Origin of the sequence: Coleofasciculus sp. (assembly GCF_046539235.1) — a bacterium.
Taxonomy (GTDB): domain Bacteria; phylum Cyanobacteriota; class Cyanobacteriia; order Cyanobacteriales; family Coleofasciculaceae; genus Coleofasciculus.
In genome coordinates, this window is the sequence record NZ_JBKHHI010000054.1 from 1 (window position 1) to 23,652 (window position 23,652).

At 46.4% G+C, this 23,652-nt stretch carries 21 protein-coding genes and 2 pseudogenes; 14 read left to right on the forward strand and 9 right to left on the reverse strand.

Translation table 11 applies throughout. From position 1 onward, the window contains the following. Both ACLFWI_RS07305 and ACLFWI_RS07310 read right to left on the reverse strand, forming a co-directional pair. Positions 1 to 227, reverse strand: a 227-nt coding sequence (locus tag ACLFWI_RS07305; RefSeq protein ID WP_446412384.1) for a hypothetical protein, incomplete at its 3' end; no start/stop codon positions are given. A 194-nt stretch (positions 228 to 421) separates the two neighbouring features. Beyond that, positions 422 to 1,021, reverse strand: coding sequence for a thioredoxin family protein (locus tag ACLFWI_RS07310; protein WP_446412385.1), 600 nt, complete (start codon positions 1,019 to 1,021; stop codon positions 422 to 424). A 70-nt stretch (positions 1,022 to 1,091) separates the two neighbouring features. Here ACLFWI_RS07310 and ACLFWI_RS07315 point away from each other — a divergent pair, with 70 nt between their 5' ends. Then, a complete protein-coding gene (locus ACLFWI_RS07315) occupies positions 1,092 to 1,496 on the forward strand; it encodes an NIL domain-containing protein (RefSeq protein WP_006106245.1) in 405 nt (134 codons plus the stop codon). Positions 1,497 to 1,503: 7 nt separating this feature from the next. Here ACLFWI_RS07315 and ACLFWI_RS07320 read toward each other — a convergent pair whose 3' ends face one another. From ACLFWI_RS07320 to ACLFWI_RS07340, 5 genes are all read right to left on the reverse strand, one after another. After that, on the reverse strand, positions 1,504 to 2,103 hold the full coding sequence (locus ACLFWI_RS07320; RefSeq protein ID WP_446412386.1) for a hypothetical protein: 600 nt from the start codon (positions 2,101 to 2,103) through the stop codon (positions 1,504 to 1,506). A 195-nt stretch (positions 2,104 to 2,298) separates the two neighbouring features. After that, positions 2,299 to 3,099 (reverse strand): bifunctional hydroxymethylpyrimidine kinase/phosphomethylpyrimidine kinase, encoded by an 801-nt coding sequence (thiD, locus tag ACLFWI_RS07325; RefSeq protein WP_446412387.1) that lies wholly within the window; start codon positions 3,097 to 3,099, stop codon positions 2,299 to 2,301. A gap of 122 nt (positions 3,100 to 3,221) precedes the next feature. Further along, positions 3,222 to 4,490 (reverse strand): cell division protein FtsZ, encoded by a 1,269-nt coding sequence (gene ftsZ, locus ACLFWI_RS07330; protein ID WP_446412388.1) that lies wholly within the window; start codon positions 4,488 to 4,490, stop codon positions 3,222 to 3,224. A 54-nt stretch (positions 4,491 to 4,544) separates the two neighbouring features. Continuing rightward, positions 4,545 to 4,688 carry a hypothetical protein gene (locus ACLFWI_RS07335; RefSeq protein ID WP_446387508.1) on the reverse strand — a complete coding sequence of 48 codons (144 nt, stop codon included), beginning with the start codon at positions 4,686 to 4,688 and terminating at the stop codon, positions 4,545 to 4,547. Continuing rightward, positions 4,681 to 5,505 (reverse strand): cell division protein FtsQ/DivIB, encoded by an 825-nt coding sequence (locus ACLFWI_RS07340; RefSeq protein WP_446412389.1) that lies wholly within the window; start codon positions 5,503 to 5,505, stop codon positions 4,681 to 4,683. The genes ACLFWI_RS07335 and ACLFWI_RS07340 overlap by 8 nt, the downstream gene beginning before the upstream one ends. Positions 5,506 to 5,844: 339 nt before the next feature. On the opposite strand from ACLFWI_RS07340, the gene ACLFWI_RS07345 reads away from it, so the two are divergent. Together ACLFWI_RS07345 and ACLFWI_RS07350 are read left to right on the forward strand one after the other, a co-directional pair. After that, entirely contained in the window at positions 5,845 to 7,173 is a 1,329-nt protein-coding gene (locus ACLFWI_RS07345) for a P-loop NTPase fold protein (RefSeq protein WP_446412390.1), read from the forward strand. A gap of 469 nt (positions 7,174 to 7,642) precedes the next feature. Beyond that, entirely contained in the window at positions 7,643 to 12,514 is a 4,872-nt protein-coding gene (locus ACLFWI_RS07350; protein ID WP_446412391.1) for a WD40 domain-containing protein, read from the forward strand. A gap of 599 nt (positions 12,515 to 13,113) precedes the next feature. Here the strand turns inward: ACLFWI_RS07350 and ACLFWI_RS07355 are convergent. After that, a pseudogene (locus ACLFWI_RS07355) lies at positions 13,114 to 13,968 on the reverse strand (ATP-binding protein); the annotation flags it as partial. 233 nt (positions 13,969 to 14,201) lie between these two features. Between ACLFWI_RS07355 and ACLFWI_RS07360 the strand changes: the two are divergent. The 5 genes and pseudogenes from ACLFWI_RS07360 (at position 14,202) to ACLFWI_RS07380 (ending at position 17,472) form a co-directional block, all read left to right on the forward strand. Next, positions 14,202 to 16,067 (forward strand): eCIS core domain-containing protein, encoded by a 1,866-nt coding sequence (locus tag ACLFWI_RS07360; RefSeq protein WP_446412392.1) that lies wholly within the window; start codon positions 14,202 to 14,204, stop codon positions 16,065 to 16,067. A gap of 12 nt (positions 16,068 to 16,079) precedes the next feature. Next, positions 16,080 to 16,583, forward strand: a complete 504-nt coding sequence (locus tag ACLFWI_RS07365; RefSeq protein ID WP_446412393.1) for a hypothetical protein — start codon at positions 16,080 to 16,082, stop codon at positions 16,581 to 16,583. Next, complete coding sequence (locus tag ACLFWI_RS07370; RefSeq protein ID WP_446412394.1) at positions 16,580 to 17,002, forward strand: hypothetical protein; 423 nt, start codon at positions 16,580 to 16,582, stop codon at positions 17,000 to 17,002. The genes ACLFWI_RS07365 and ACLFWI_RS07370 overlap by 4 nt, the downstream gene beginning before the upstream one ends. 97 nt (positions 17,003 to 17,099) lie before the next feature. Beyond that, positions 17,100 to 17,252: pseudogene (locus tag ACLFWI_RS07375) on the forward strand (BrnT family toxin); the annotation flags it as partial. 4 nt (positions 17,253 to 17,256) lie between these two features. Beyond that, entirely contained in the window at positions 17,257 to 17,472 is a 216-nt protein-coding gene (locus ACLFWI_RS07380; protein WP_446412395.1) for an antitoxin, read from the forward strand. A gap of 205 nt (positions 17,473 to 17,677) precedes the next feature. On the opposite strand, the gene ACLFWI_RS07385 is transcribed toward ACLFWI_RS07380, so the two are convergent. Next, entirely contained in the window at positions 17,678 to 18,283 is a 606-nt protein-coding gene (locus tag ACLFWI_RS07385; protein ID WP_446412396.1) for a Uma2 family endonuclease, read from the reverse strand. 238 nt (positions 18,284 to 18,521) lie between these two features. Between ACLFWI_RS07385 and ACLFWI_RS07390 the strand changes: the two genes are divergently transcribed. The 6 genes from ACLFWI_RS07390 (at position 18,522) to ACLFWI_RS07415 (ending at position 23,591) form a co-directional block, all read left to right on the forward strand. Beyond that, positions 18,522 to 19,085, forward strand: a complete 564-nt coding sequence (locus ACLFWI_RS07390; protein ID WP_446412397.1) for a hypothetical protein — start codon at positions 18,522 to 18,524, stop codon at positions 19,083 to 19,085. 265 nt (positions 19,086 to 19,350) lie between these two features. Further along, positions 19,351 to 19,767: a hypothetical protein gene (locus tag ACLFWI_RS07395; protein WP_446412398.1), complete on the forward strand. Its 417-nt coding sequence runs from the start codon at positions 19,351 to 19,353 to the stop codon at positions 19,765 to 19,767. Between the two features lie 413 nt (positions 19,768 to 20,180). Then, a complete protein-coding gene (locus ACLFWI_RS07400; RefSeq protein ID WP_446409627.1) occupies positions 20,181 to 20,726 on the forward strand; it encodes an RDD family protein in 546 nt (181 codons plus the stop codon). A gap of 54 nt (positions 20,727 to 20,780) precedes the next feature. Further along, positions 20,781 to 20,975: a 50S ribosomal protein L33 gene (gene rpmG / locus ACLFWI_RS07405; RefSeq protein ID WP_446355835.1), complete on the forward strand. Its 195-nt coding sequence runs from the start codon at positions 20,781 to 20,783 to the stop codon at positions 20,973 to 20,975. Between the two features lie 64 nt (positions 20,976 to 21,039). Then, complete coding sequence (rpsR, locus tag ACLFWI_RS07410) at positions 21,040 to 21,255, forward strand: 30S ribosomal protein S18 (protein WP_446412399.1); 216 nt, start codon at positions 21,040 to 21,042, stop codon at positions 21,253 to 21,255. Between the two features lie 320 nt (positions 21,256 to 21,575). Further along, positions 21,576 to 23,591, forward strand: coding sequence for a ribonuclease catalytic domain-containing protein (locus tag ACLFWI_RS07415; protein ID WP_446412400.1), 2,016 nt, complete (start codon positions 21,576 to 21,578; stop codon positions 23,589 to 23,591). Positions 23,592 to 23,652 lie beyond the last annotated feature (61 nt).

Below are 23,652 nucleotides of genomic sequence, written 5' to 3' on the forward strand. Positions count from 1 at the left end.
CCTAAGTAATGGGCGACGAGTAGTAGTAAAAAAGATTGACCCATAACCTGATCAAGAAGGTTAGGGCAATTTTCAAAGTCTAAGCATAATACTGTGGAACGATTCCAGAGTTCTCGAAATAATTTACAATTTTTAGGTAGAAATGATATAAGAGAACGAAATCGGCTGAGTGCCGCCTTCTCTAAGTCTGCGCTGGTGTAATTGGCTGGGGAGTGTTGATCTGCCATTCTTATCCTCCTAGTAGCCTAATAGCTCTCCCATCTCCAAGATAATAGAGTGAAGCCTCTGCCTCCAAAACTCTGTAACGAAAACTTTACTATTGGTAGATTTTTTTGGGGCAAGGGTTTCCCTCAAACTCCTACTTAAGACATAAGGCAAAGGAAAAATGATGCTCCTAACCGTTCACGTTAAACGGTGCTGACTAATTAACCTGACTGCCATGACTGCGAGGATCATCTGGAGACGTCTTTGACGATGACACAGGCGCTTTAAATGTAGAGACTTGTCCATCGCCTTGAGTATAGGGTAAAGGTAGGTCAGCGACCAAGGCTTCTAAGTTCGCCTCTAAAACTGGGCGAGGTTGTTCCCCAATCGTTTGGGCAATGGCTTCGCCTTGGGCGTCTAAAAAGACAAAATGGGGGATACCATCGACTCGATAGTTGAGAATTTCGGGTAACCACTTGCTGTTATCCACATTTAGCATCACAAAATTAACCGAGTCGGTGTACTGTTGTTTCAATTCCCCCAAGTCTTGCGCCATGGCTTGACAAGTAGTACACCAGTTAGCATAGAACTCCATTAAGGTTGGCTTGCCATTACTGATTGCAACTTCTAGGGGCGTGGATTCCTCCGCTTGGGCATCAAGAGAAGCCGAACCCGTCTGTGTTTGTAATCCTAAGAATAGGGCAACGCCAAGAATGATGGCGACTAGGGCAATTATAAAATTTCTCAGCCGAGAGCTGAGACTTGCTTGAGGTGTCTGGGGAGATGGAGATCCTGAGTCTGGAGAATTCGCGGTCATGTTTAAGGCAATTTAAGTTACAATTTGTCAATTTTCATCAAAACGATGCTGTCCATAGGCTAACAAGACCATGAAAAAACGGCTAACCCTAACCTTTCCCAAACGCACAGTCCAAATGCCAGTAACATACCGACTGGCAAAGGATTTCAATGTCGCCGCCAATATTATCCGCGCTCAAGTTGCCCCTAATCAAATTGGCAAACTGGTGGTGGAACTCTCAGGAGATATCGATCAGCTTGATGCTGCCATTGAGTGGATGCGATCGCACGATATCAATGTATCCCTGATTGACCGGGAAATCTTGATTGACGAAACAAGTTGTGTCGATTGCGGATTGTGTACGGGTGTGTGTCCCACAGAAGCCTTAACCCTCAATCCCGATGACTTTCGACTCAACTTTACGCGATCGCGTTGTATTGTCTGTGAGCAGTGTATCCCCACTTGTCCGGTTCAGGCAATTTCTACGAATCTTTAATGGAAAATTAACGATTGTTATTTAATAAGGGTCGTACAATCAGAAAACCTGCACCAAAGGCACTGAGTACAATCAACACGATGGCTAAGACTAAAAACCAACCATTGACCTCTCTGTGACCCTCAGGGGCGGATGTCCGCCGGGAACGAGAGTCTTCCTGTTCAATGACGAAACTTTCTCTGTAAGGCGAGGAAAGGGGGTCTAACTGGGGATGAGGAGGGGGAACCTCAACCCCTACCCTAGAGGGAGCTGATTTAGGTGATTTAGGGATTGACGGGGTGGGATGGGATTCTGAGGGAATCGATTGGCGTCGAGGCATTTCCACCCCGGTGACGGGTGTCAATGAATCCACTACCTGCTGGAGATGTTGGCTCGATTGCAGCACTTTTTCCACTTCTTGGCGCAGTTTTTGGTTTTGTTTGACCAACTGCTTATTTTGACCATTGAGGGAATCCAACATCGCTTGGGCTGCTTGTAACTCAGCCGCCAGTTCCCGGTATACAGAGATTGGCACTGAAGGGCAATAATTATTGGCAGGGGTTGACGGGGTATAACGCTCGGTTGGCGGATTTTGCATAGAAGGATTAACTGGGGAATTAGAATTCATCAGAGTTTCATCTAGGAATAGTCGTAACCGACTTCTGATTCTTATCTAGGAATAGTCGTAACCGACTTCTGATCAACTCCTAGCTCCATAACTGTGGCATTAATTACTACGATGCCTATCTTACAATATTCGCCTGTTTAGGCAATGAGTCAACGCTATTTAACATTAACCCCATTGTCTTGGCATTTCCGGTCATCAAGAGGGCAATAATGGGAAAAAATGCCCCACAGGTCCATATCCTTGACCAATATCGAGGGCGTATTGGAGTGCTGTTGTCACATACTCCTTTGCCCTTTGCACGGCGGTGAGTGGGTTTTTGCCCATCGCCAAATTCGCCGCGATCGCACTACTGAGTGTACAACCTGTGCCGTGATTATTCTTCGTTTCAATCAAACTTGTTTTCAGGGTGTAGAACTGGGAACCATCAAACCAGACATCGACCCCACACAGATCACCCGTCATCGCACCACCCTTAACTAAGACAGCTTTTGCTCCTAGTTGATAAATACGTTGGGCAGCTGATCGCATATCATCAAGGGTATGAATCTCTAAACCACTGAGTAATTGAGCTTCATAACGGTTTGGTGTCACTATCGTTGCCAGAGGAATCAAACCTTCTCGCAAAGAAGTTACCGCCTGATCATCAATCAGTTGGTCTCCTGTGCGGGATACCATCACTGGATCAACCACAAGGGGTTCAAGCTGGAAACTCTTAACCTGAGACACTACAGCGTTAATAATCTCGGCGTTGAGTAACATGCCCGTTTTGGTCGCCTGAGTTCCCATATCGCGCACCACTGCCTCAATTTGAGCAACAACGGCGGCGACTGGCAAAGCATCAACGCGGTTGACCCCTTGAGTATTCTGGGCGGTAACACAAGTCAGGACACTCGCACCATGAACCCGGTGAAAGGCATAAGTTTTCAAATCTGCCTGAATTCCTGCCCCACCGCCGCTATCTGAGCCAGCTATTGTCAGCGCTACTGGTACTTGCATCAGTTATAAGTTTTTAGTTATGGGTTTTGAGGTTTGATACTTCGCTCCCCCTGCTCCCCCAGCTTCCAGACGCGCCATGGCACGTCTCTACATTGCTTCCCCTGCTTCTCTACCTTCTCGTACTAGCTTCTAGGAAAACGACGCCGTTGCAAAAATTCGGGAATATCTAGTCCCGGTCGGGTTTTCGGTTCTGGTGCAGGAGTTGGCGGATTCGGTCTCGGTGTGATCGGTCGTGTATAACGGGGAACTTCATTTACAGGTGGGGGCGGTGGTGCTTCACCACTAAATCCTGTAGCAATCACCGTAATTCTAATTTCACCTTGCATCCTGTCATCAATCACAGCACCAAAAATGATATTGGCGTTGGGATCAACCACCTCGTAAATGGTTTCCGCCGCCGCATTAACTTCGTGTAGCGTCAGATCACCACCTCCGGTAATATTAAAAACTACCCCTCTAGCGCCTTCCACCGACGATTCCAGTAGGGGCGAAGAAATCGCTGCCACCGCCGCTTCTCTAGCACGGGATTTACCGGAACCTACACCAATTCCCATTAACGCTGAACCCGCGTCTGCCATAACAGCTCGCACATCAGCAAAATCGACATTCACTAACCCTGGAACGGTGATAATATCTGAAATCCCTTGTACACCTTGACGCAGGATATCATCGGCAACTCTAAATGCATCTTGAACTGGTGTTTGTTCAGAAATCACCGACAACAGCTTATTATTGGGAATCACGATTAGAGTATCGACGCGACTTTGCAGTGCGGCAATCCCTTCCTCCGCTTGAGAAGTACGGCGGCGTCCTTCAAAGGTGAAAGGACGAGTCACAACGCCCACCGTTAACGCACCCATTTCTTTGGCGATTTCTGCCACAATCGGTGCTGCACCCGTTCCTGTACCGCCGCCCATCCCGGCTGTAATGAAAACCAAATCAGACTCGGCTAGGGCTTGGGCAATTTCATCGCGAGATTCTTCTGCTGCTTTTTGACCAATGGCGGGATTTCCCCCCGCACCGAGTCCCCGTGTCAACTTCTGACCCACCTGTAAGCGTTTGGCGGCGGAGTTTTGGGAAAGGGCTTGAGAATCGGTATTAATTGACCAAAACTCGATCCCAGCCACTTCACTGGCAATCATCCGGTTGACGGCATTGCCACCGCCACCACCAACACCAACAACTTTAATTCTGGCAACATTACCTGGCAAAATGTTGTCGCTCCTCGCGTCTTCCCTGGGAATCCCTTTGGAATCATAATCATGGGGTTGACTAAACTGCAACCCAGAGTTGCTGAAGGGATGGGTATTCTCCGCTCCAACTGAAAGATCGGTATTCAGCGTTATCGGAGAGCTTTGATGGACAAGCCCTAGTTTACTATTAAGCGTCATTGGAATAGGTCAGGGTTGATAATCAACTTTATCAGTTATATGTAACAATCTGAGTCAACTATAGGGTAAGTCGATTGAAAAACCAACGAACACCCCGGTTTGTTGTAAATACTCTTGAAGGGTACTCTCCTCAAGAGTTGCCCCAATGGGCATAGCTGAATTTTCTTTTATACCACTATTACCGCCATGGTTAGTCATGATCCGGTTTAGGGGTTTCACTTGCCGTATTCATCTGAATCACCGGACGGTCTGGGTTTTTGAGATCAATATAGGCGATTTGACTAGGTTGAAGCTGAGTGGGTAATTGTCTCATGCGATCCAAAACTGCCAGTTGTTCTGCCAATTGGGAACTATCCGATCCTAAATGCACATTTCCTAATTCGGTTTTCAAGATTAAATTGGCTGGGTTGCGCCAATCAATCTCCAGGATTTTGACGGGAGAGTGGTGGACTACCGGATACACTTGTGACCAGTATGGACGATATTGTTCATTCTGACCCCGCACTTGCAGCGTGGGTAACTCGACATTGGCTTTGAGAGAACGATAGCTACTTTGGGGCATCCAGACGCCTCGTTCATCCAAAAAGCCCGGTTCTGAGGTTGTCTGAGTTTGCCCCTGGGCGATCGCAACAGGCTGGCGCTCTTGCACTTGAATGATCAACGCCGGAGGCATGAGTTGACGAGTTACTGTCGCTTCAGCAATGGGTGCGGTATTCTCGAGAGACTTTGCGATCGCTTGGGGTTCCACTCGCCAGAGTGATTGAGGATAGGATAAGGGGAGCAGCGATCGAATCGCCTGAGTTGAGAGAAATTGATTGCCCTCAATGTCAATTTGTTCCGGTTGGCGAATTACCCAATCGGGTAAGGTAATCGCCCAAATCAAACCGCTAGCCATACCGCCTACCATAAGCGATCGCCACAGCGCCTGAAAAAATTTAACTCGGCGGGCACGTTTTAGCTGTTGTCGCCGATTACTGATTTGGGCTTGGGAAACTGATGCAATGTTATTCGTCATTCGTCATTTGTCATTTGTCATTCTTCATACTCGCTCCCTTGAGAAGCTACGTACAGTCGGGGCGGGTTTAGTTACATCTGGGTGTAACCGAAAAGATAGTAGTGAAACCCGCCCCTACATAATCTCCCTTATCTCCCCCATCTTCCCCATCTCCCTCATCTTCCTCACCTTCCCCATCTTCCTCACCTTCCCCATCTTCCTTATCTCACTCATCCTCTACTCTACCTGAGGGATCAAATCCAAGCCATTAGACCCTAAAGGGGGTATTACCCCTACGTATAAGGGTTCGGTCAATGATTTACGCTCTACTTGAATCAGGTGACTCAAGAGTCTTGCTTTATGAAACTGCATCTACCTACTTTTTTCAAAGCCTGTAACCCAGCTAGAACCCTAGTCATGGGCAATCCAGAGGATCGTCAGTACTATATTAATTTTTCGTCTGTGCGGGGTGGCAAAATTATCGAAGCCTTAGGACGCACGATCGCACGACTTTCGCCGGATGAACCTACCTGTCAGCTTTTTACGGGACATATTGGCTGTGGTAAGTCTACAGAATTGTTTCGCTTGAAGGCTCAGTTAGAGGCGGAACAATTTCACGTTGTCTATTTTGAGTCATCTCAAGACTTGGACATGGCAGATGTTGATATTAGCGATATTTTACTCAGCATCGCTCGGTCGGTGAGTGAAAATCTCGAAGCGATCGGGATTCGTCTCCAACCCCGGTACTTTAACAAACTCTTCAACGAGATTAATGATTTTTTACAGACCCCTATCGATGTGGATGTAGCGGCTGAACTGTCCGTCGGTATTGCTAAAGTCACTGCCAAAACCAAAGATAGTCCTCAATTGCGCGAACAGCTCAGACAACACCTAGAGCCTCGTACTCAAGGGATTTTGCAGGCGATTAATACTGAAATCATTGAACCGGCGATTAAAAAGCTCAAACAACGAGGTAAACAAGGGTTAGTCGTAATTATAGACAACTTGGATCGGGTTGATCCCCGACCCGTTCATGCGGGGCGATCGCAGCCTGAGTACCTGTTTATTGATCGCGGCTCTCAATTGCGACGTTTACGCTGTCATCTGGTTTATACCATCCCCTTAGCGCTGATGTTCTCTAACGAATACGAAACGCTGAAGAATCGCTTGGGCGGGGGTGTTGCTCCTAAAGTGTTACCCATGGTGCCAATTTGGTATCGAGATGGGCGGGAGTTTCCCCAAGGAATGGCATTACTCCGACAACTGGTTTTAGCCCGTGCGTTTCCCCAGGTTTCTCCGGAAGAGCGCTTAAATTTAATCCCAGAGGTTTTTGACAGTCCCGAAACCCTGGATCGCATCTGTCGGATTAGTGGGGGTCACATTCGCAACTTGTTGGGACTGCTGTATAACTGCCTGCAACAAGAAGATCCACCCTTTTCTCGCGAATGCTTAGAGAGTGTGATTAAGGGATACCGGGACGATCTGGCGTTAGCGGTTGAGGATGCGGAATGGCAGTTACTCTTTCAGGTGGTTCAGCAGCAGTCCATTCGCGGGGAAAAAGAATATCAAATTCTGCTACGCAGTATGTTTGTCTATGAATACCGCGATGACTTGGGTCGTTGGTTTGGAGTAAATCCAGCTTTAGCAGAGACGGCTCGGTTTAAATCGGTTGCTGATGTGAGTGCTTGATGGGGAGCTGGGGGAGCAGAGGGAGCAATGTAGAGACGTAGCATGCTACGTCTGGGAGCGGGGGGAGCTGGGGAAGATGGGAGACAAAATTTCTATAGCTCATTACCCTATTGCCTATTGCCTGACAAATGACGAATGAAAAATCAGTGATCTAAGTCACATTTACTATAAAATTTTGTCACGATTTTTATCAGTTGATCTCACTGTGTAATTCTATTGGAAATTGTTAAATTGTCTGGGTCTAAGTTTTGATTTTAGAAGTGGGTTGAATTTCTCAATAAATAGTTTCTATCTTATCAAAGATACGCTTTAATAAAAGATCTGTAATCAAAATAGCAGATCCATCCACCGAAGCCAATAGAGGTCTTATTGGTTGGTTTTCTGTTTTTTAGCCTCTGTATTTAAAGTCCCTTATTAACACTAGCTTACTCGACGATAGCCACCTAGGAGTAGTCACATTTTGATAGGAATGAAGGAGAAAGAGAGAGAGAGAGCCGAAGAAATAGTCTTAGCCAATGAGCGTTCACTATCTACCCTCGCTCGGGCAATCACCCTGTCGGAAGGACAATTTGCCCTGATTTTAGTCCGCTGCAACTATGAGTGCTGCAAACAACAGATGTGGCAGCAACTCCAAGGGCTGACAGGAATTCCCTTGAAACAGTTAGTGATTCAAGAATCCAGTCAAACCTTATATACCGTTATCCTAGACGCGATCGCGAAAGAGGACTTATCTGCCTTGCTCGTATTTGGTCTGGAATCCGTGACGGCAATTGATCCAGTCTTAATCTCCACCAATCAGGTACGGGACGAATTTCCAAAAAGTTTTAGCTTTCCTATCGTTTTATGGGTCACTGATGAATTACTCCATAAATTAGCCCGATTTGCTCCTGATTTTAAGAGTTGGGCGGCTACCTCGATTAAATTTGAACTGGCAACCGCCGAGTTGTTGGAATTATGGCAACACACAACTGAGGAACTGTTTACCACGCTTTTAGACAAAAGTGTCGGTGAATTTTTTTCCAATGAAGCGCTCAAGTTGTCGCCGGGATGTCAGCGTCGTCAAGAACTCGAATCCGCATTACGGGATTTGCAGGGGCGTGGTGTGAATCTAGAACCTGCCCACTATGCGACATGGCAGTTTATTTTAGCCAGAGATGCCTTTAAACATGACTTGATTGAGGTTGCCCTTGAGCAGTATCAACGGAGTCTAGATGTTTGGCAACAGATTCCCTGTGCTGTCTCCGATGGCGCTGATCAGCAATCCTTAGAACGGATTGGCATCTTACAGTGTCATCTGGGTTGGTGTTATTGTCGTCAAGCTCAATTACACCCAAGTCACAAGTATAGAAGTTGGCAGAAAGCTAGAGAATTTTGGCAAGCGGGGATTGACGCCTTTACGACAGCGGGACGCTTGGATTGGGTTGCCCACTTAACCATTCAACTGGGTGAAGTCTTGCAAAACCTGCAAAATTGGGCAGATTTACAAGCGCTGGCACTTCAGTCATTGGCGCAGTCTCAAACCCAAGACAATGTGGCTCAATTACCCCAAGCTTATGGTTTTTTGGCGGCGGTGGCATTAGCAGAATCCAATTGGGGGGATGCCAAAGTCTTTGCCCAAACAGCGTTAGATATTTTGGATCACTCTCACTTATTTCAGCCTCAGCATCAGGGATGGTACTTACTGATCCGTGCCAAAGCCCAGCGTAAACTGGGGGAATCAACGGCAGCGATCGCGGATTTAGAGGCGGCGTTAACGGTAGAGGGGTTACTCCCAAACGCTCCCCATCAGTCTCCCCAGCTTTACCTGGACATTCTCCAAGAACTGCGATCGCTCTACTTCGCTCACCAAGAATACCTACGAGCCTTTGAACTCAAGCAAAAACAGCGTTCCCTCGAACAACAGTATGGCTTTTTTACCTTTCTTGGTGCAGCACCCTTACTCTCTGGGCGACACGAACCACAATTATCGCCCCTGGAAATAGCGGCGGCTGGGCGATTGCCAGATGTAAATCGACTCTTGCAACGCCTCAGCCGCAATGATCACAAACTAACGGTGATTCATGGTTCCTCTGGGGTGGGTAAAAGTTCTTTGATTCACGCTGGATTAGTCCCTGCCTTAGAGAGTCGCACGATTAGCGCTAGAGAGGTAATCCCCGTGGTGCAGAAAGTCTACAGCGATTGGCGAGGAGAGTTTTCTCGACAACTCAGCAAGGCACCATCCTGTACCTCTAATTCCTCATCGGATACGGCGTTAGATTCCCCACCCCTGAGCCAACTGGCAACCTGTGTCAATCAATTACAGCAGGCGGCTGATGGCAATATCCTGATCGTGCTAATTTTCGATCAGTTTGAAGAATTTTTTTTCGTTTGTACGGAATTAGAACAACGACGCCAGTTCTATGAATTTTTAGAGCATTGCCTAAATCTTCCCTTTGTCAAAATTATTTTATCCTTGCGGGAAGATTACCTGCATTACCTGCTTGAATGCGAACGCTACACGAATTTGAGTGCGATTAACAACAATATTCTGGATCGGCAACTTCGCTACCACTTGGGGGATTTGTCCCCACGGGAAGCGAAAAATGTCATTTCCACTCTGGCTTCAGGTTCTCAGTTTAAGTTAGACGACGCCCTAATTGATGCCCTAGTTCAGGATTTAGCCTCACCCACCGAAAGCGTGCGACTGATTGAATTACAGGTAGTGGGGATGCAACTGCAAACGGAGAAAATTACCACTCTGGCGCAATACCAAGCCTTAGGCACGAATCCGAAAGCCACTTTAGTCGAACGCTGGCTGTTGAATGCTATTGCTGATTGTGGTTCTGAGAATCAAGAGACAGTTTGGCAAGTCTTATTTTCACTGACGGATGACCGAGGGACTCGTCCCTTGAAAACTCAAACTGAGTTGGAATCGGGGACAAAGGATTTGGATATGGGACATACACCATCCCCCTCCGTTGTCAAATCGCCATCCTCACTTTCCCTAATTCTGGAGATTTTAGTTGGCTCAGGGTTGTTATTTCGCCTACCTGACGAACCCGAGGATCGATATCAGCTAGTTCACGATTACTTAGTCGCCCCCATCCGTCACCATTACAAAAAACGCCGCAAGCAGACACTGGTAACCCGGCTAAAGCACAGTCAAATGGAACTCTTACGAGTTCGCAAACAGCGACTCCGGGCGATCGCAGTCGGTACGGCAATGGCAGTGCTGGCGGTGACGGCTGGGGGGTTAGGATGGCGGGCTGAGGTGCAACGCCGACGCGCCGCGACTCTAACGTTTAATGCCCAACTCGCGGCGATTAGTGCGTCGTCAGAAGCCCTATTTGCTTCTGGAAAAGAGTTTGATGCGCTGCTGGAAGCCCTCCGAGGCGCCAGACAGCTTAAACAGGTTATTGTAGGCGTCAAACCCGATACCCATCTGCAAGTGATTGCTGCCCTTTCCCAAGCCATAGACTCGGTAACCGAACGAAATCGGTTAGAAGGACATAGTGATATTGTCTGGGATGTCAGCTTTTCCCCCGATGGAGAACTGATTGCCTCCGCCAGCCGCGATCGCACGGTAAAATTGTGGCGTCCTGATGGTAAATTAGTCACTACTCTGCCAGGGCATCAAGATAGCATTACCAGTGTTTCCTTTAGTCCAGATAGTCAGCTAATTGCATCCAGTAGTTGGGATGGCACAGTTAAGCTGTGGCGTCAAGATGGCACTCTTGTCCAAACTTTGACAGGGCATGAAGGTTATGTTTATAGCGTTAGCTTTAGTCCTGACGGTGAACACCTAGCCTCCACAGGTGCGGATGGTACGGTGCGCCTGTGGCGAGTGGATGGCGAGTTAATTCATACCTTTTCAGCCCATAAAACAGCAGCACAGTGGGTTAGCTTTAGTCCCAATGGTGAGATGCTAGCGTCAGCAGGAAGCGATCAAACCATCAAATTGTGGACAAAAGACGGTCAATTATGGAAAACGCTCACCGGACATCAGGGTAAGGTTAACAGTGTGGCGTTTAGTCCCGATGGTCAATTCATTGCCTCAGCTAGCGATGATCGCACCGTGAAACTGTGGGATACTCAGGGTCAACTGATTAAAACCCTCTCCCAACCGGAACACTGGGTATTGAACGTAACCGTCAGCGCTGACAGTCAGTTGATTGCAGCAGCAAGTGCCGATAATACGGTAAGACTGTGGAATCGTGATGGTAAATTACTGAAAACCTTTGAAGGACACAGCGATAGAGTAACTGCTGTCAGTTTTAGTCCCACCCAAAAAGCAAAAGAAACCGCAGATACATTAGCAACTCCCGTCGTCCTCGCTTCTGCCAGTTATGATAAAACCATCAAACTTTGGGAACTGCGGCAACAGTCTCAGCTCATTTTACGCGGGCATGACGATGATGTGCGAGATGTGATCTTTTCTCCCAATGGAGAACGGATTGCTACAGCAAGTAACGATAAAACCGTCAAAATTTGGGATCGTTTGGGTCAACTCTTGCACACATTAAACGGGCATACGGAACGAATTTATAGTGTTAGTTTTAGTCCTGACGGGGAACGCCTTGCCTCAGCCAGTCGAGATGGTACGATTCGGCTGTGGAATCGAGAGGGAGAGTTGATTAAGGTATTGAACAGTCATCAGGATTGGGTGTTGGATGTCAGTTTTAGTCCAGATTCGCAAACCCTTGTCTCCGCCAGTCGAGATAAAACGATTAAACTTTGGACACGAGATGGAGTTTTGATTAAAACCTTAAAAGGACATCAATCCCGCGTCAATGGAGTGAGTTTTAGTCCTGACGGTCAGGTATTGGCGTCTGCTAGTGATGACCAAACCGTCAAACTCTGGAATCGTCAGGGACAATTGTTGAAAACTTTGAAAGGTCATAGTAATTGGGTTTTAGATGTCAGCTTTTCTGCCGACTCCCAGTTATTAGCATCAGCTAGTTATGACAATACTGTAAAACTCTGGAATCGTCAGGGTGAACTGCAAACTACATTGAAAGGGTCTACGGATAGTGTGGCGCGGGTTCAGTTCAGTCCTAGAGGAAATATTCTGGCAACCACAAGCTGGGATAATCGGGTACAAATCTGGCGACTAGATGACACTTTAGTGAAAACCTGGGAAGCCGAGAAGGGACGAGTCACCAGTGTCAGTTGGAGTCAGGATGGTCAAGCGTTAGCTGTCGGCACTGAAGATAATACCGCAATTGTTTGGAATTTAGATTTGGAGGAACTGTTAGCAAAAAGTTGTAATTGGTTGCGAGATTATCTCAATCATAATCCCGATGTTAAACAGAGTAACCGTGAGCTTTGTCAACCCATTGACAGTGAAAAAGGAAACAAATGATTCCGCGTAGCTAATGTTATAATTTATCGTTTAAAACAGTGTAGTTGAGAATGGCTGAAGTATCTGGGTATAAGGTCAGAAATGGCAGTAATTGCTCATTCAAACAATCTAGTAATCGAAATTGATCTGTTCCTTAAAACTTAAAAAACGGTAACTTCTTCTACCCAGCATCCCCGGTTTTGACCAGGGACGGATTTTTGACCAAGGGCGGATTTTGTTGAAAGGTTATTTCTGAATAGGGCGGGTTTTGTTGTTCATTGATTAGTAACAAGCTAGCGCTAGTTCCTAAACCCGCCCCTACAATTGACCCTTTGCTTCACTTTCCCGAGCCTGCTGATTACGGCTTTTGACATTTTGTCTGCGCCGTCATCAAATCATCAACAGTCGTATAACTCGGATATCGCTGATGGTGAATTCCGGGTACATCGGCGCTTGAAGTTAAGTCTTTTAGGTTGAATATCGTTGACTTACATAGCCAGGAAATCAATTTCCGCGTCAAAGCTAAAGTAAGAACCGAGCTTACTAAAGGAACCGTTGAACCCGTTTCAACGGGTTTAAGCTTTTAGCCCCAACTTTAGTTGAGGGCTTAAGTCTTAAACTTAAACCCAGCCCCTGATTTCGGAATCCGTTAAAATTTTCCCCAACTTCAGAGATTCGCTTTTCGTCGCTTGTAAAAGATGTTTCATCATCACAGGTTCACCCGCATCAGCGGCTAAAAATGCTGCATTTAAGGCAATATTACGGATATTCCCCCCCGCCATATTCAGTTTACCTAACTTTTGCATATCTAAGTTCTTTGTCGGCGTTTCTTTTGGGAAAATGCGCTGCCAAATCTCGGTTCGCTCTGGGGCGTTGGGAAAGGGGAATTTGACCGAAAAATTAATTCGACGCATAAACGCTTGATCTAAAGCATCGAGCAGATTTGTCGTCAAAATCGCTAATCCTTGATAGGCTTCCATCCGTTGCAGTAAATAACTCACTTCTACATTCGCATGGCGGTCATGAGAATCTTTCACTTGCGTTCGTTTGCCAAACAAAGCATCCGCTTCATCAAACAATAAAATTGCCCCACTGGTTTCCGCTGCATCAAAGATTCGCCGCAGATTCTTCTCCGTTTCCCCAATATATTTACTCACCACCGCACTCAAATCAATCCGATAAAGGTCAAGACGTAACTCCTTTGCCAATACGTCCGCAGCCATAGTTTTCCCTGTGCCACTGGGTCCGGAAAAAAGAGCGCTAATCCCTAATCCACGTCCTCCTTTTCCCGCAAATCCCCACTCGTGATAAACCTTCGCTCGTTGTCGCACATGAGTCGAAATCTCCTGTAATGTAGCTTTTTCTCGTTCCGGTAGAATCAACTCCTCCCAAGTCGCTACAGCATCAATCCGTTGCGCCAAATCATCTAAACGGGGACGCGCTTGAGTCTTACAGAAATCCCATAAATGAGTTTGCCGGGGAGATAAATTATGTTCTATTTTGGGTTGAATCTTTTGAGTTTTCGATGAGCGACGACGGGTTGAAGATGAGGATGTTTTGGCTGGTTCTTTATCGGTTTGTTTGTCATCCTGTTGTTTATCCGGTAGTGTAGGCGTATAGTCCGTACTATTCAACGATAAACAAGCAGCTTGAATGGTTGCCGCATCCAGATTAAATTGGGAAACGATGGTATCAATTTGTCCATATCATGGAGTATAAACCCGTACAAAAGAAAAATTCGTCCTGGACTCCCACCCCAGTACAGAAAAAGGGTAAAAGTCCGGGGAAAATGGGACATTCTTCGATTCAACCCAAGTCAAACCCGTCATCTGCCCCATCCCCAGAAATCGGGGAGTATTCCAGAGCATCAGCCGATAGACTCGCCGCCAATGTAATGCGAGGAATCCAAGCCAAGGAACTTGAACTTGCCGAAGGATCAACCCTTCGGCTCCGCTCAGGGTCAACGGTACAGCGTAAATCTGAATCACCATGGGTATCAACGTTTGATGCCCCTCCACCCATACCACAAAGCCCTGCTTCCCAATTAAAAGGTGCTTTTGCCCCAGTCTCAGAAAACCCGATTCAACGACAATGTGCTGATTGTGCCAAAGAAGAGAAGGAACAGTCGGGAGAAGCCGGGAAAGACTTAGAGGAAATTGGCATTCAAACCAAGTTGACCCTTCGACTTCGCTCAGGGTCAACCATAGGAGCGCCTGGAGATACTTACGAGCAAGAAGCTGACCGAGTAGCGTCTCAGGTAATGTCAATGTCAGCGCCTCCTGATAGTTCAGCGTCAGTTCAGCGTCAGTTGGACACCAATCATCCCCATCACCCCCATCAGATCTGGCAAAGAGCGCAGTCAATTACACCTGTGGTGCACAGGCAAATTGATCCGCGTGTGCAAATGCGCCAGATGATACAACGGGCGCATCAAATAGACGGAAATCAAGCATCTGGGGATTTAGAGAGTCGTTTGAATGCGTCTAAGGGTGGAGGTTCTCCGTTATCCGAGAACGTGAGAGGGTTTATGGAGCCGCGCTTTGGGGCAGATTTTAGTGGAGTGCGGGTGCATACGGGTGGTGAAGCGATACAGATGAATCAGGAGTTGGGCGCTCAGGCGTTTACTCATGGGAGTGATGTTTATTTTGGGGCTGGAAAGTTACCGGGGAATAATGAGTTGACGGCGCATGAGTTGACTCATGTGGTGCAACAGGCGGGAGCCACACGCATTCAGCGTGAAGCTGAGCCGACTAACCATGAAGAAATGCTTGATCAAGCGATCGCGGTAGTGGAACAAGCCCTGAATGCTAGTCTTACCCAGACGACAGGTGAAAGCGATGTAGACACGACAGCCGCTCCTGAAGCTAAAGAGCAAGAACATGGTCTTCGGACAGTACTCGAACAACTCCGTGCTTTGAAGGGATCAGGTAAGGTCGATGAGATCCTACGAGTTACCCAGCCAATTTTAGCCGCCGCCCAGGGAGACTTGGAAGGAGCTAAAAAAGCGCAAGAGCAGCAATCCCGTCAACAGGAATCGAGTCAGAGTTCAGCTCCAACAATCCAACGCTTCGCTCAGGCCGCAGCGGCTCCACCTCTTATAGCTGCAGGTCCCATAGGTTGGGCTATCCTTGGTGTAGCAGCAGTTGCTACCGTAGGCTATGCGGGTTACATGGCTTATGAATCTTCTCGCTCTCGTGATCGGGTGGAGCCGCGAGCAGTGCCTAGAACCAGAGATCGAGAGGAAAGGCAAAACACCATGCGTTTTCAAGTGCAATGGGGTACTAACCAAGGGGGTCCGACCTTCTCTCAAGTTGCAACTGCCCCTAGCATTACAGGTGTTACAACCGTGCAAGCTATTACAGCTCTTGAAACGGCCGTGGAAAAGGTAACCCCTAACAAAGCGAAAAAAGCCGCACAGCCTGCTAAGGCAAAGCAAATTGCCTGGATTAGCAGCCGTCCTCCTGCTGGAATTGCAACTGCTGGTCAATCAAAAAGTGCATACTTCCGTTATCAGAAATATACTGATGCCAGAGTTGATGTAGAAAACTTGCGGGGTCACAATCTCAAGGTATAAGAAGGTCTAGATATGTTGGTTAAAGAACTTACGCAAGCTCTCCGAGGAAGTGAGACAGAAACTCATGAGGCAGCTTTAATTCTTGGGCTTCTGATTGAACGAGAAAAGGTACAGCATCCCACTCCAGGGGATGACGGTGGTATTAGAGAAATTATTGGTGATGAATTAGCTCATCAGAGACTATCAGAAACTGATATAAAAACTGTAGTAGACGAAATAATCGCCTATATCTCTGACGAGACTTTATTCCCTCATCCCATGGCAGTATGGGCGCTGACCAAAAGCTACGAGCTACGCATATTACCACACTTAATAAGGCTTTTAGACCGAATTGTAGAAGATCCTAACCAAGAAAATCTAGCTTATCAAACCCTACTAGGAATAATTAATATAGGCATTCCGTCAAGCAACAGAGATCTATCCATTGCTGCAATTCGTAAAGCATCAGAGCGGGGACACAATCGCGTGATGGAGACAGCAACCGAATATCTAGAAACTCAATTGATCGATCAATGATTAACCATATATCGACGCTTATTTGCTTAAAGAGTATTGTTAATGAAGAAACCAAAAATATTACTTTGGTAGAAATAATAGAACAGTTTAATATTGATAACATTTCATCATCTAATGAAAATCAATCTATAATTTTGCCGGATTTCGAGTTAGTTTCATTTTGGGGCAGAAAGAGTAAAGACGAGCCAAGTCAAGGCAGTGCTCGTTTGTGTTTAATGTCTCCATCGAGAAATATCCTGTTTCAAAAAGAATATAAGATAGATCTATCTAACAATTTACGATGTAACGCAATTTTTAAAATCAGCGGACTGGAGATTCAAGAAGAGGGAGATTATGAATTTCATATAAAACTGATAGAACAAGGAAAAACCAAGTGGAAGACTGTTGGGAAAGCCTTGCTTCCTATAGAAGCCATTTGACATCTTAATAAGTGCGATCGCCTGATATTGTCGGGTGGGCAAATTATGATAATTTAACGATTTCACCAGAAATTATATCCATTTGCCCACCCGACTTGCTGACACAGAAGACCGTTTCTTACTTCTTGGCAGAAGCTATAGAATGCGAATATTACTCATCGTTCATTGTTACCGAGAACAAGAATCAGTCATTAGAATAATTTCTGCTCGAAAAGCTACTAAAAACGAAAGTAAATTTTATCGAGGATAAAACCATGCAAAAAGAATATGACCTTGACAAAATGAAAAGTAGACCCAATCCTTTTGCCCAAACATTAAAACAACAAGTAACTTTACCTTTGGGAATAGAAGTCATAGAATATTTTGAGGCAATGGCACAAGAAAAAGGAATGTCTTGGCAAGAATTAATTAATTTATACCTTGAAGATTGTGTTGCCAGCAAACGCGAACTATCTTTTGATATCTCGTAAGCTGTTCGGCATTTAAACCTTAATATCAATAATGACGCAATCCTTGTAGTGCGATCTAGAAAGCTCGCTACTAATACCCAATTTAAATGCATGACAGCTTAGTGCGATCGCCTAATATTGTCGGGTGGGCAAATTACGTTAATTTAACGATTTCACCAAAAATTATATCCATTTGCCCATCCTACCCCTTGACTCTTTACCAAAATCACCAAATCTTTGACATCAGCAATCTGAAACCGGGTAACTCTGGCTCACCACTAACCTGCTCTGGATTTTCCAAAATTTGAACCTCTTGATTAGAGCGATAGATATAAACAGTACGATTTTTGCGGTCAATCAACCAGCCTAGAGATATACCATTCTCTATGTATTCCTGCATCTTCGTTTTCAAACTACTTAAAGTATCACTCGCCGAGCGTAACTCAATCACAAAATCCGGACAAATCGGCGCAAAGGATGCTTTTTCCTCCTCAGTCAAAGCATTCCACCGTTCTGTTTTAATCCAAGACGCATCAGGAGATCGCGTTGCACCATTAGGAAGCGTAAATCCTGCACTGAAGTCAAAACCCAAACCTGTACCATCAATTTCCGCCCAGATACCAAGCTGTACAGCCAGATTAAAATTGCGGTTTCCGGTATCTGAAAAAGCAGGTGGCATAATGACAACATCTCCAGCCGCAGTACGTTCGATACGCAAGTCTCGATTAGCTTGGCAAAAGGTGTAGAACTCCTCGCGAGTCATCGGCGCGATCGCGGGTAGCGAAATCCTTAAGGGAGTGGTTTCAGTTTGGATAAGTAGAGTTGTGGTCATAACAATATTCCCTCCGACCAAGATGTGCACCTTCCATAATGGGTCGAGATGTCCCGTATCAAATGCAATTAAAGTTCATACTTTTTCCTCATCTCTTCCAGACTAATACCCTTTCCTTCCCTCAAAGTGCTTCGAGCCTTTTCTATTCGCTTAAGGAGCTAATGATATCGTATTTCACTATAAAGCTCGCTTTTTCAATGCGTTCGCCTCGCGCCCCCGACCCGTGGCGAGTCAGATCTTGCGATCAGCGGTAAACTACAACGGCGATCGCCTGCGCGAACTCTTGGCTACGAAGACGTCAAGGGAACTCTCGGTGTACGACCTCCGAACCGAGGTCGAAGGCAATCTCTGGATGCTTGCTCCGGAGGCATTCCGGTACTTCCTACCAGCCTTCCTGTACGCTTCCCTGGAGTCCTATGCATCTCTCAGCATCTTCGTCTCCGAACTCGTAGGCGCACTTACCGAACTCTCTCGTACAGACGTCGTAGAGGCGCTTGATCGAGCTACTAGGCTCCCGTCCGGTCTCGGTTTGCCGGACGACATGACCGAGCTACTCCGTAAGCAGCAGCTCGAATGGTTCGATTCCGGTACTCCACTAGCCATTTTCCACGAGCGCTTCGACAGCCTGACCTCCGCCGAAGGTGGCGCGATTCTCGACTTCTTTGTCGTCCTCCAAGAAGCCCACGGCGCGGATTTTCCTTTCAAAGAGCTGGAGATCGCTGTCGATCGGTACTGGAGCCGCTACCGAGCTATGACTCAATACAATGTAATTCGACAACGTACTGAAGATTTGATTTTATAGATCGTTTAGACCGCATTGATACTTATCAAAATCCTGCGATCAACGAGAGTAAAAGACAATAGCAATAAACTTATGGTGTGATTAAACTGAATACTTAAATGTACTCAGTTTAACCCTTTGCTATGACTTAAACGATAAGGCTAAGATGTACGCACGGCATTAACTACGCGACTATTACACTCGCCTAGTTTATCGTCTAAATCTTGACAATCCGGAACGTGTGATAAATAATTGTATCCTGATTTAAATTTATAGGGGTTATTGTATGCACCTTAGTCCTGGTTTTTGGGCAACATTCTATTATTATTTTACAGGGATGACCCTGATTGTGGCTGTCTTAGCCTCGCAAGTGCTAGGTCTAAGTTTAACTCAACCCCTTCCGTATCGTTACGGTATTACGCTCGGTTTGGTCGCCGGATTAGTGGGGGCTTACTTCAATCGCAGCGTGACTCTTTCTCTAGAGTTTAAGAATAAAAAAGCCTTTAGTAAAACCCTAAATAAAACCTTATCCGCTATGGGGTTTGAACCCACGTCAGAAATCGATAATTTTGTGGTGTATCAACGTCCGGCTTTACGTAGCCTTTTTTCAGGTAAAGTGTTTGTGCAAATTGATAATGGCATAGCGACAATCATTAGCCGCGCCAGTCTAATTAGACGATTGCGTCAGGAAATTGAACCTTAGAAAGAAGAATTTTTGAAAGAAATATGAGTTGGATTTTATTGGTTAGGGGATTAGGGTAAAGTTAAGTTTGAAAGAACAAAAAGTAGTTGACCCAGATTTAAGTAGATTAGTGGGAACAAATTTAACTCTATACTATATTAAGGTATGTAAATAGATTTCAAACCTTTACATAAACGAATGACAAATGACGATCTCAGCCGTTAACTTTTATTGTCCCTACCTAGTTAGTATGACCCCTCTTCAACCCTCCCCTTGCCAAGGGGAGGGGACTCTAATTGCTTTGAGGTAGGGGGTTAAGGTTAAGGTGACAAGATTCAAAGTCTCACTCAGCCTGCTTTTGACCTAACGATTGCACTTCGCAAAATCCGCTAAAATCAATAAAGATTGCATCAGCCCTAACCTTAACCCTAACCATGTATGAACTTGAACCAATACACAAGCGCTTTCCTCAAGTGCCAATAGAGCGACGGTTCTATGCCTTCCTGATTGATTTTGTCGCCGTTTGGCTGGTTAGTTCGATGGCGGGTGGAAATCCTTTTTTGCAAGTGTTAGTGTTTATGGCACTGTGGTTAGGGATGCGGGTCCTATTGGTATCGAGCAATCAGGGTCAGAGTTTGGGACGCTGGGCATTGGATATGAAAGTGCTGGATGCCAAATACGGCAAACTTCCAGGGCTATTGACACTAACTAAACGAGAAGGCATTCTGGGTGTCTGTGCGCTCTTAGCCATGTTTGGCTTCAACGTTTTGGCTAATGGCATCTCCATGCTACTCTCCATGCTGCTGTTAATTGCCCCATTAGGGGTAGATTGTGGCATCGCTTTATCGGAACCGGAAAAACAGCAAGCGTTTCACGATCGCATTGCCCAAACCCTGGTAATTCAAACCCGTCGTGGATTCTCTCTGGATCTGCGTCTAAAGCGATGGGTTGCCCAAATCCGGCGTCGTATGCAAAAATAAGAGATTGTGTTTAAATTCACTCACGCCCTGATTTAATTTACTAGATGTAAGACTATGGCAAGTAAGAAAGGTGTCCGACTGGTTATAACCTTAGAATGTACAGAGTGTCGCACGAACCCAGACAAGCGGACAAATGGTGTCTCTCGTTACACCACGATGAAAAACCGCCGCAATACCACAGGGCGGCTAGAACTGAAAAAGTTCTGTACTCATTGCAATAAGCATACGGTGCATAAAGAAATTAAATAGCCACGTAACAATGGCAATGCATCCTAAACTGAAATTGATGACCACAAACCCCTAAGAACTGCCCATGACCTACTTTCGCAAACGTCTTTCTCCGATCAAGCCGGGAGAACCCATTGACTACAAGGATGTGGAATTACTCCGCAAATTCATTACCGAACGCGGTAAAATTCTGCCACGTCGGATTACAGGTCTAACGTCTCAACAACAACGGGCATTGACCTGCTCGATTAAACGCGCTCGCCTGTTAGCATTATTGCCTTTCGTCAACAAAGAGGGATGATGAAAGAGGGATGATGCGGCTCAACACAAGCTCAGGATGAGGAGTGGTGAGATAATCGATCTCTGACTAAACGGTGGTGTCAAATGATTGAATCCTTTGATACCCCGTCTAATGATTTTGGTATCATCCCATCACCCGTTAGACTAGATTTAGAGTGTGATAACTCTGGCGAGGAACACCATATCCAATTTGGATGCAATGCCACTTTATATGGGCATTATTGGCGATTTATCCCACGCTGAATAAAAAATTGCAGCGTGGGGAACCTATCGCCGGATGAGTTAAAAACTAAAGATAAACGACCGGGATTAGCAAAGCTGGTGGAAAAAGGAACACTTATCGAATTTCGTGTGCAAGGTGATCGTCATCTAGCGATTGTAGACCGTCCAGATGGCAAAACACGCTGGACGGTTATCGATGAACAGGGTCAATCTCACACGCTTCATCCCCGGCAAGTTACCTACGAAGTTCAGGATGGTACATTTGACGTCTCAGAAATTCCCGACTTTCTCAGCCAAGTCGAACCCTATTTAGATCCATCCAGCCTAGAAGTGGCATGGGAATTGCTGGTGGAAGAGGGAAAAGCGGTAACCTGTGCGGAAATGGCACAGTTTTTGTTTTCTGACCAAAGCCCACCCCTATGTTATGCGGCTCACTGCTTGCTATCGGACGACAAACTCTACTTTAAACAAAAAGCCGATAGCTATGAACCGCGTCCAGCTACAAAAGTGGCTGAAATTAAACACCAGCAACTAGCCGCAGAATCGAAGCAGCGAGAACAAGAAGAATTTTTAAGCCGCACTCAGCAGAAACTCAACGGTGAAGCGGTAGAGTGGCAAGAAAGCGATCGCACTCGCTTTGATCTCCTAGAACGGTTTGTCCTATATCCGGAAAATGCGTCTCGTGCAGCCCAAGATATACTAGCTACCCTGGATCGCCCGCCAACTCCCCAAGCAGCGTTCGATCTGTTGGTAGACTTAGGCTTATGGAGTCCTCACGAGAATCTGTTTTTGCGGCGCTCATCTTACCCTGTTCACTTTCGTCGTGAGGTGCTTGACTTGGCGCAACAATACCTGGATTCTCCGCCTCCCGACCCCGATCAAGACCGCTTAGATTTAACTCATTTGAAGGTATACACCGTTGATGACGAGAGTACCTCAGAAATCGATGATGGGTTGAGTTTAGAACAACTCGACGATGGAAAAGAGCGCCTGTGGATTCATATTGCTGATCCAACCCGCTTAGTCAGACCCGACGACGAACTGGATCGAGAAGCCCGACGGCGCAGTACCACGCTCTATTTACCAACGGGCATGATTTCCATGTTTCCCACCGAACTGGCAACGGGTCCGATGAGTTTGGTTGAAGGTCAAGTTTGCCCATCACTCAGTTTTGGCGTGATCCTGGATGAAGATGGCAGTGTTCAAGAGTACAAGATTCACCCTAGTCTGATTAAACCTACCTATCGCCTCACCTACGAAGACGTGGATGAAATGTTGGAACTGGGGGTGAAGGCAGAACCGGAAATAGCCGCGATCGCGAAATGGGCAAAGCGTCGTCAAGAATGGCGGTCAAGTCAGGGTGCGATTAGTATCCACATGCCAGAGGCGGTGATTAAAGTCCGTGATCAGGATGAGATCATTATTCAGGTTTTAGAGGATTCCCAAGCGCGGCTAATGGTCGCAGAAATGATGATTCTAGCCGGGGAAGTCGCTGGACGTTACGGTCAAAGCCATCAAATTCCCCTCCCTTTTCGCGGACAACCTCAGCCGGAACTGCCCTCTGATGAAGAACTGCTGGTATTGCCGCCAGGTCCAGTGCGCTTCTGTGCCATGCGGCGCTGTATGCCTCGCAGTGAAATGAGTATTACTCCCCTACGTCATGCGGGTTTGGGTTTGGAAACTTATACCCAAGTCACTTCTCCTATCCGCCGTTATACGGATTTGCTGAATCATTTTCAACTAAAAGCCCACCTGCGCGGTGATCCCTTACCCTTTTCGGCTCAATACCTGCAAGAAACCATGCAAGGCGTGACTACAGCCGCATCAGAAGCCGCTATGGTGGAACGCCAAACCAATCGCTATTGGGGATTGGAATATTTACGGCGTCACCCGGATCAAGTGTGGCAAGCATTAATGCTGCGTTGGTTACGCGAACACGACAACTTGGGCTTGATTCTGTTAGAAGATTTAGGGTTAGAGTTGGTGATGCGGTTTAAGCGATCCGTTAGACTAGGCGATCGCTTGGATGTTCAGGTGACTCATGCTGATCCACGTCAAGATGTGATTCAGTTTCGAGAACTGATGGATCAGGCGGTTGAACCTGCTGCTACCTAGAAGGTAGAGGAGATGAGGGAGAGGGGGGAGATGGGGAAGCAAAGGACGAATGACAAATGAC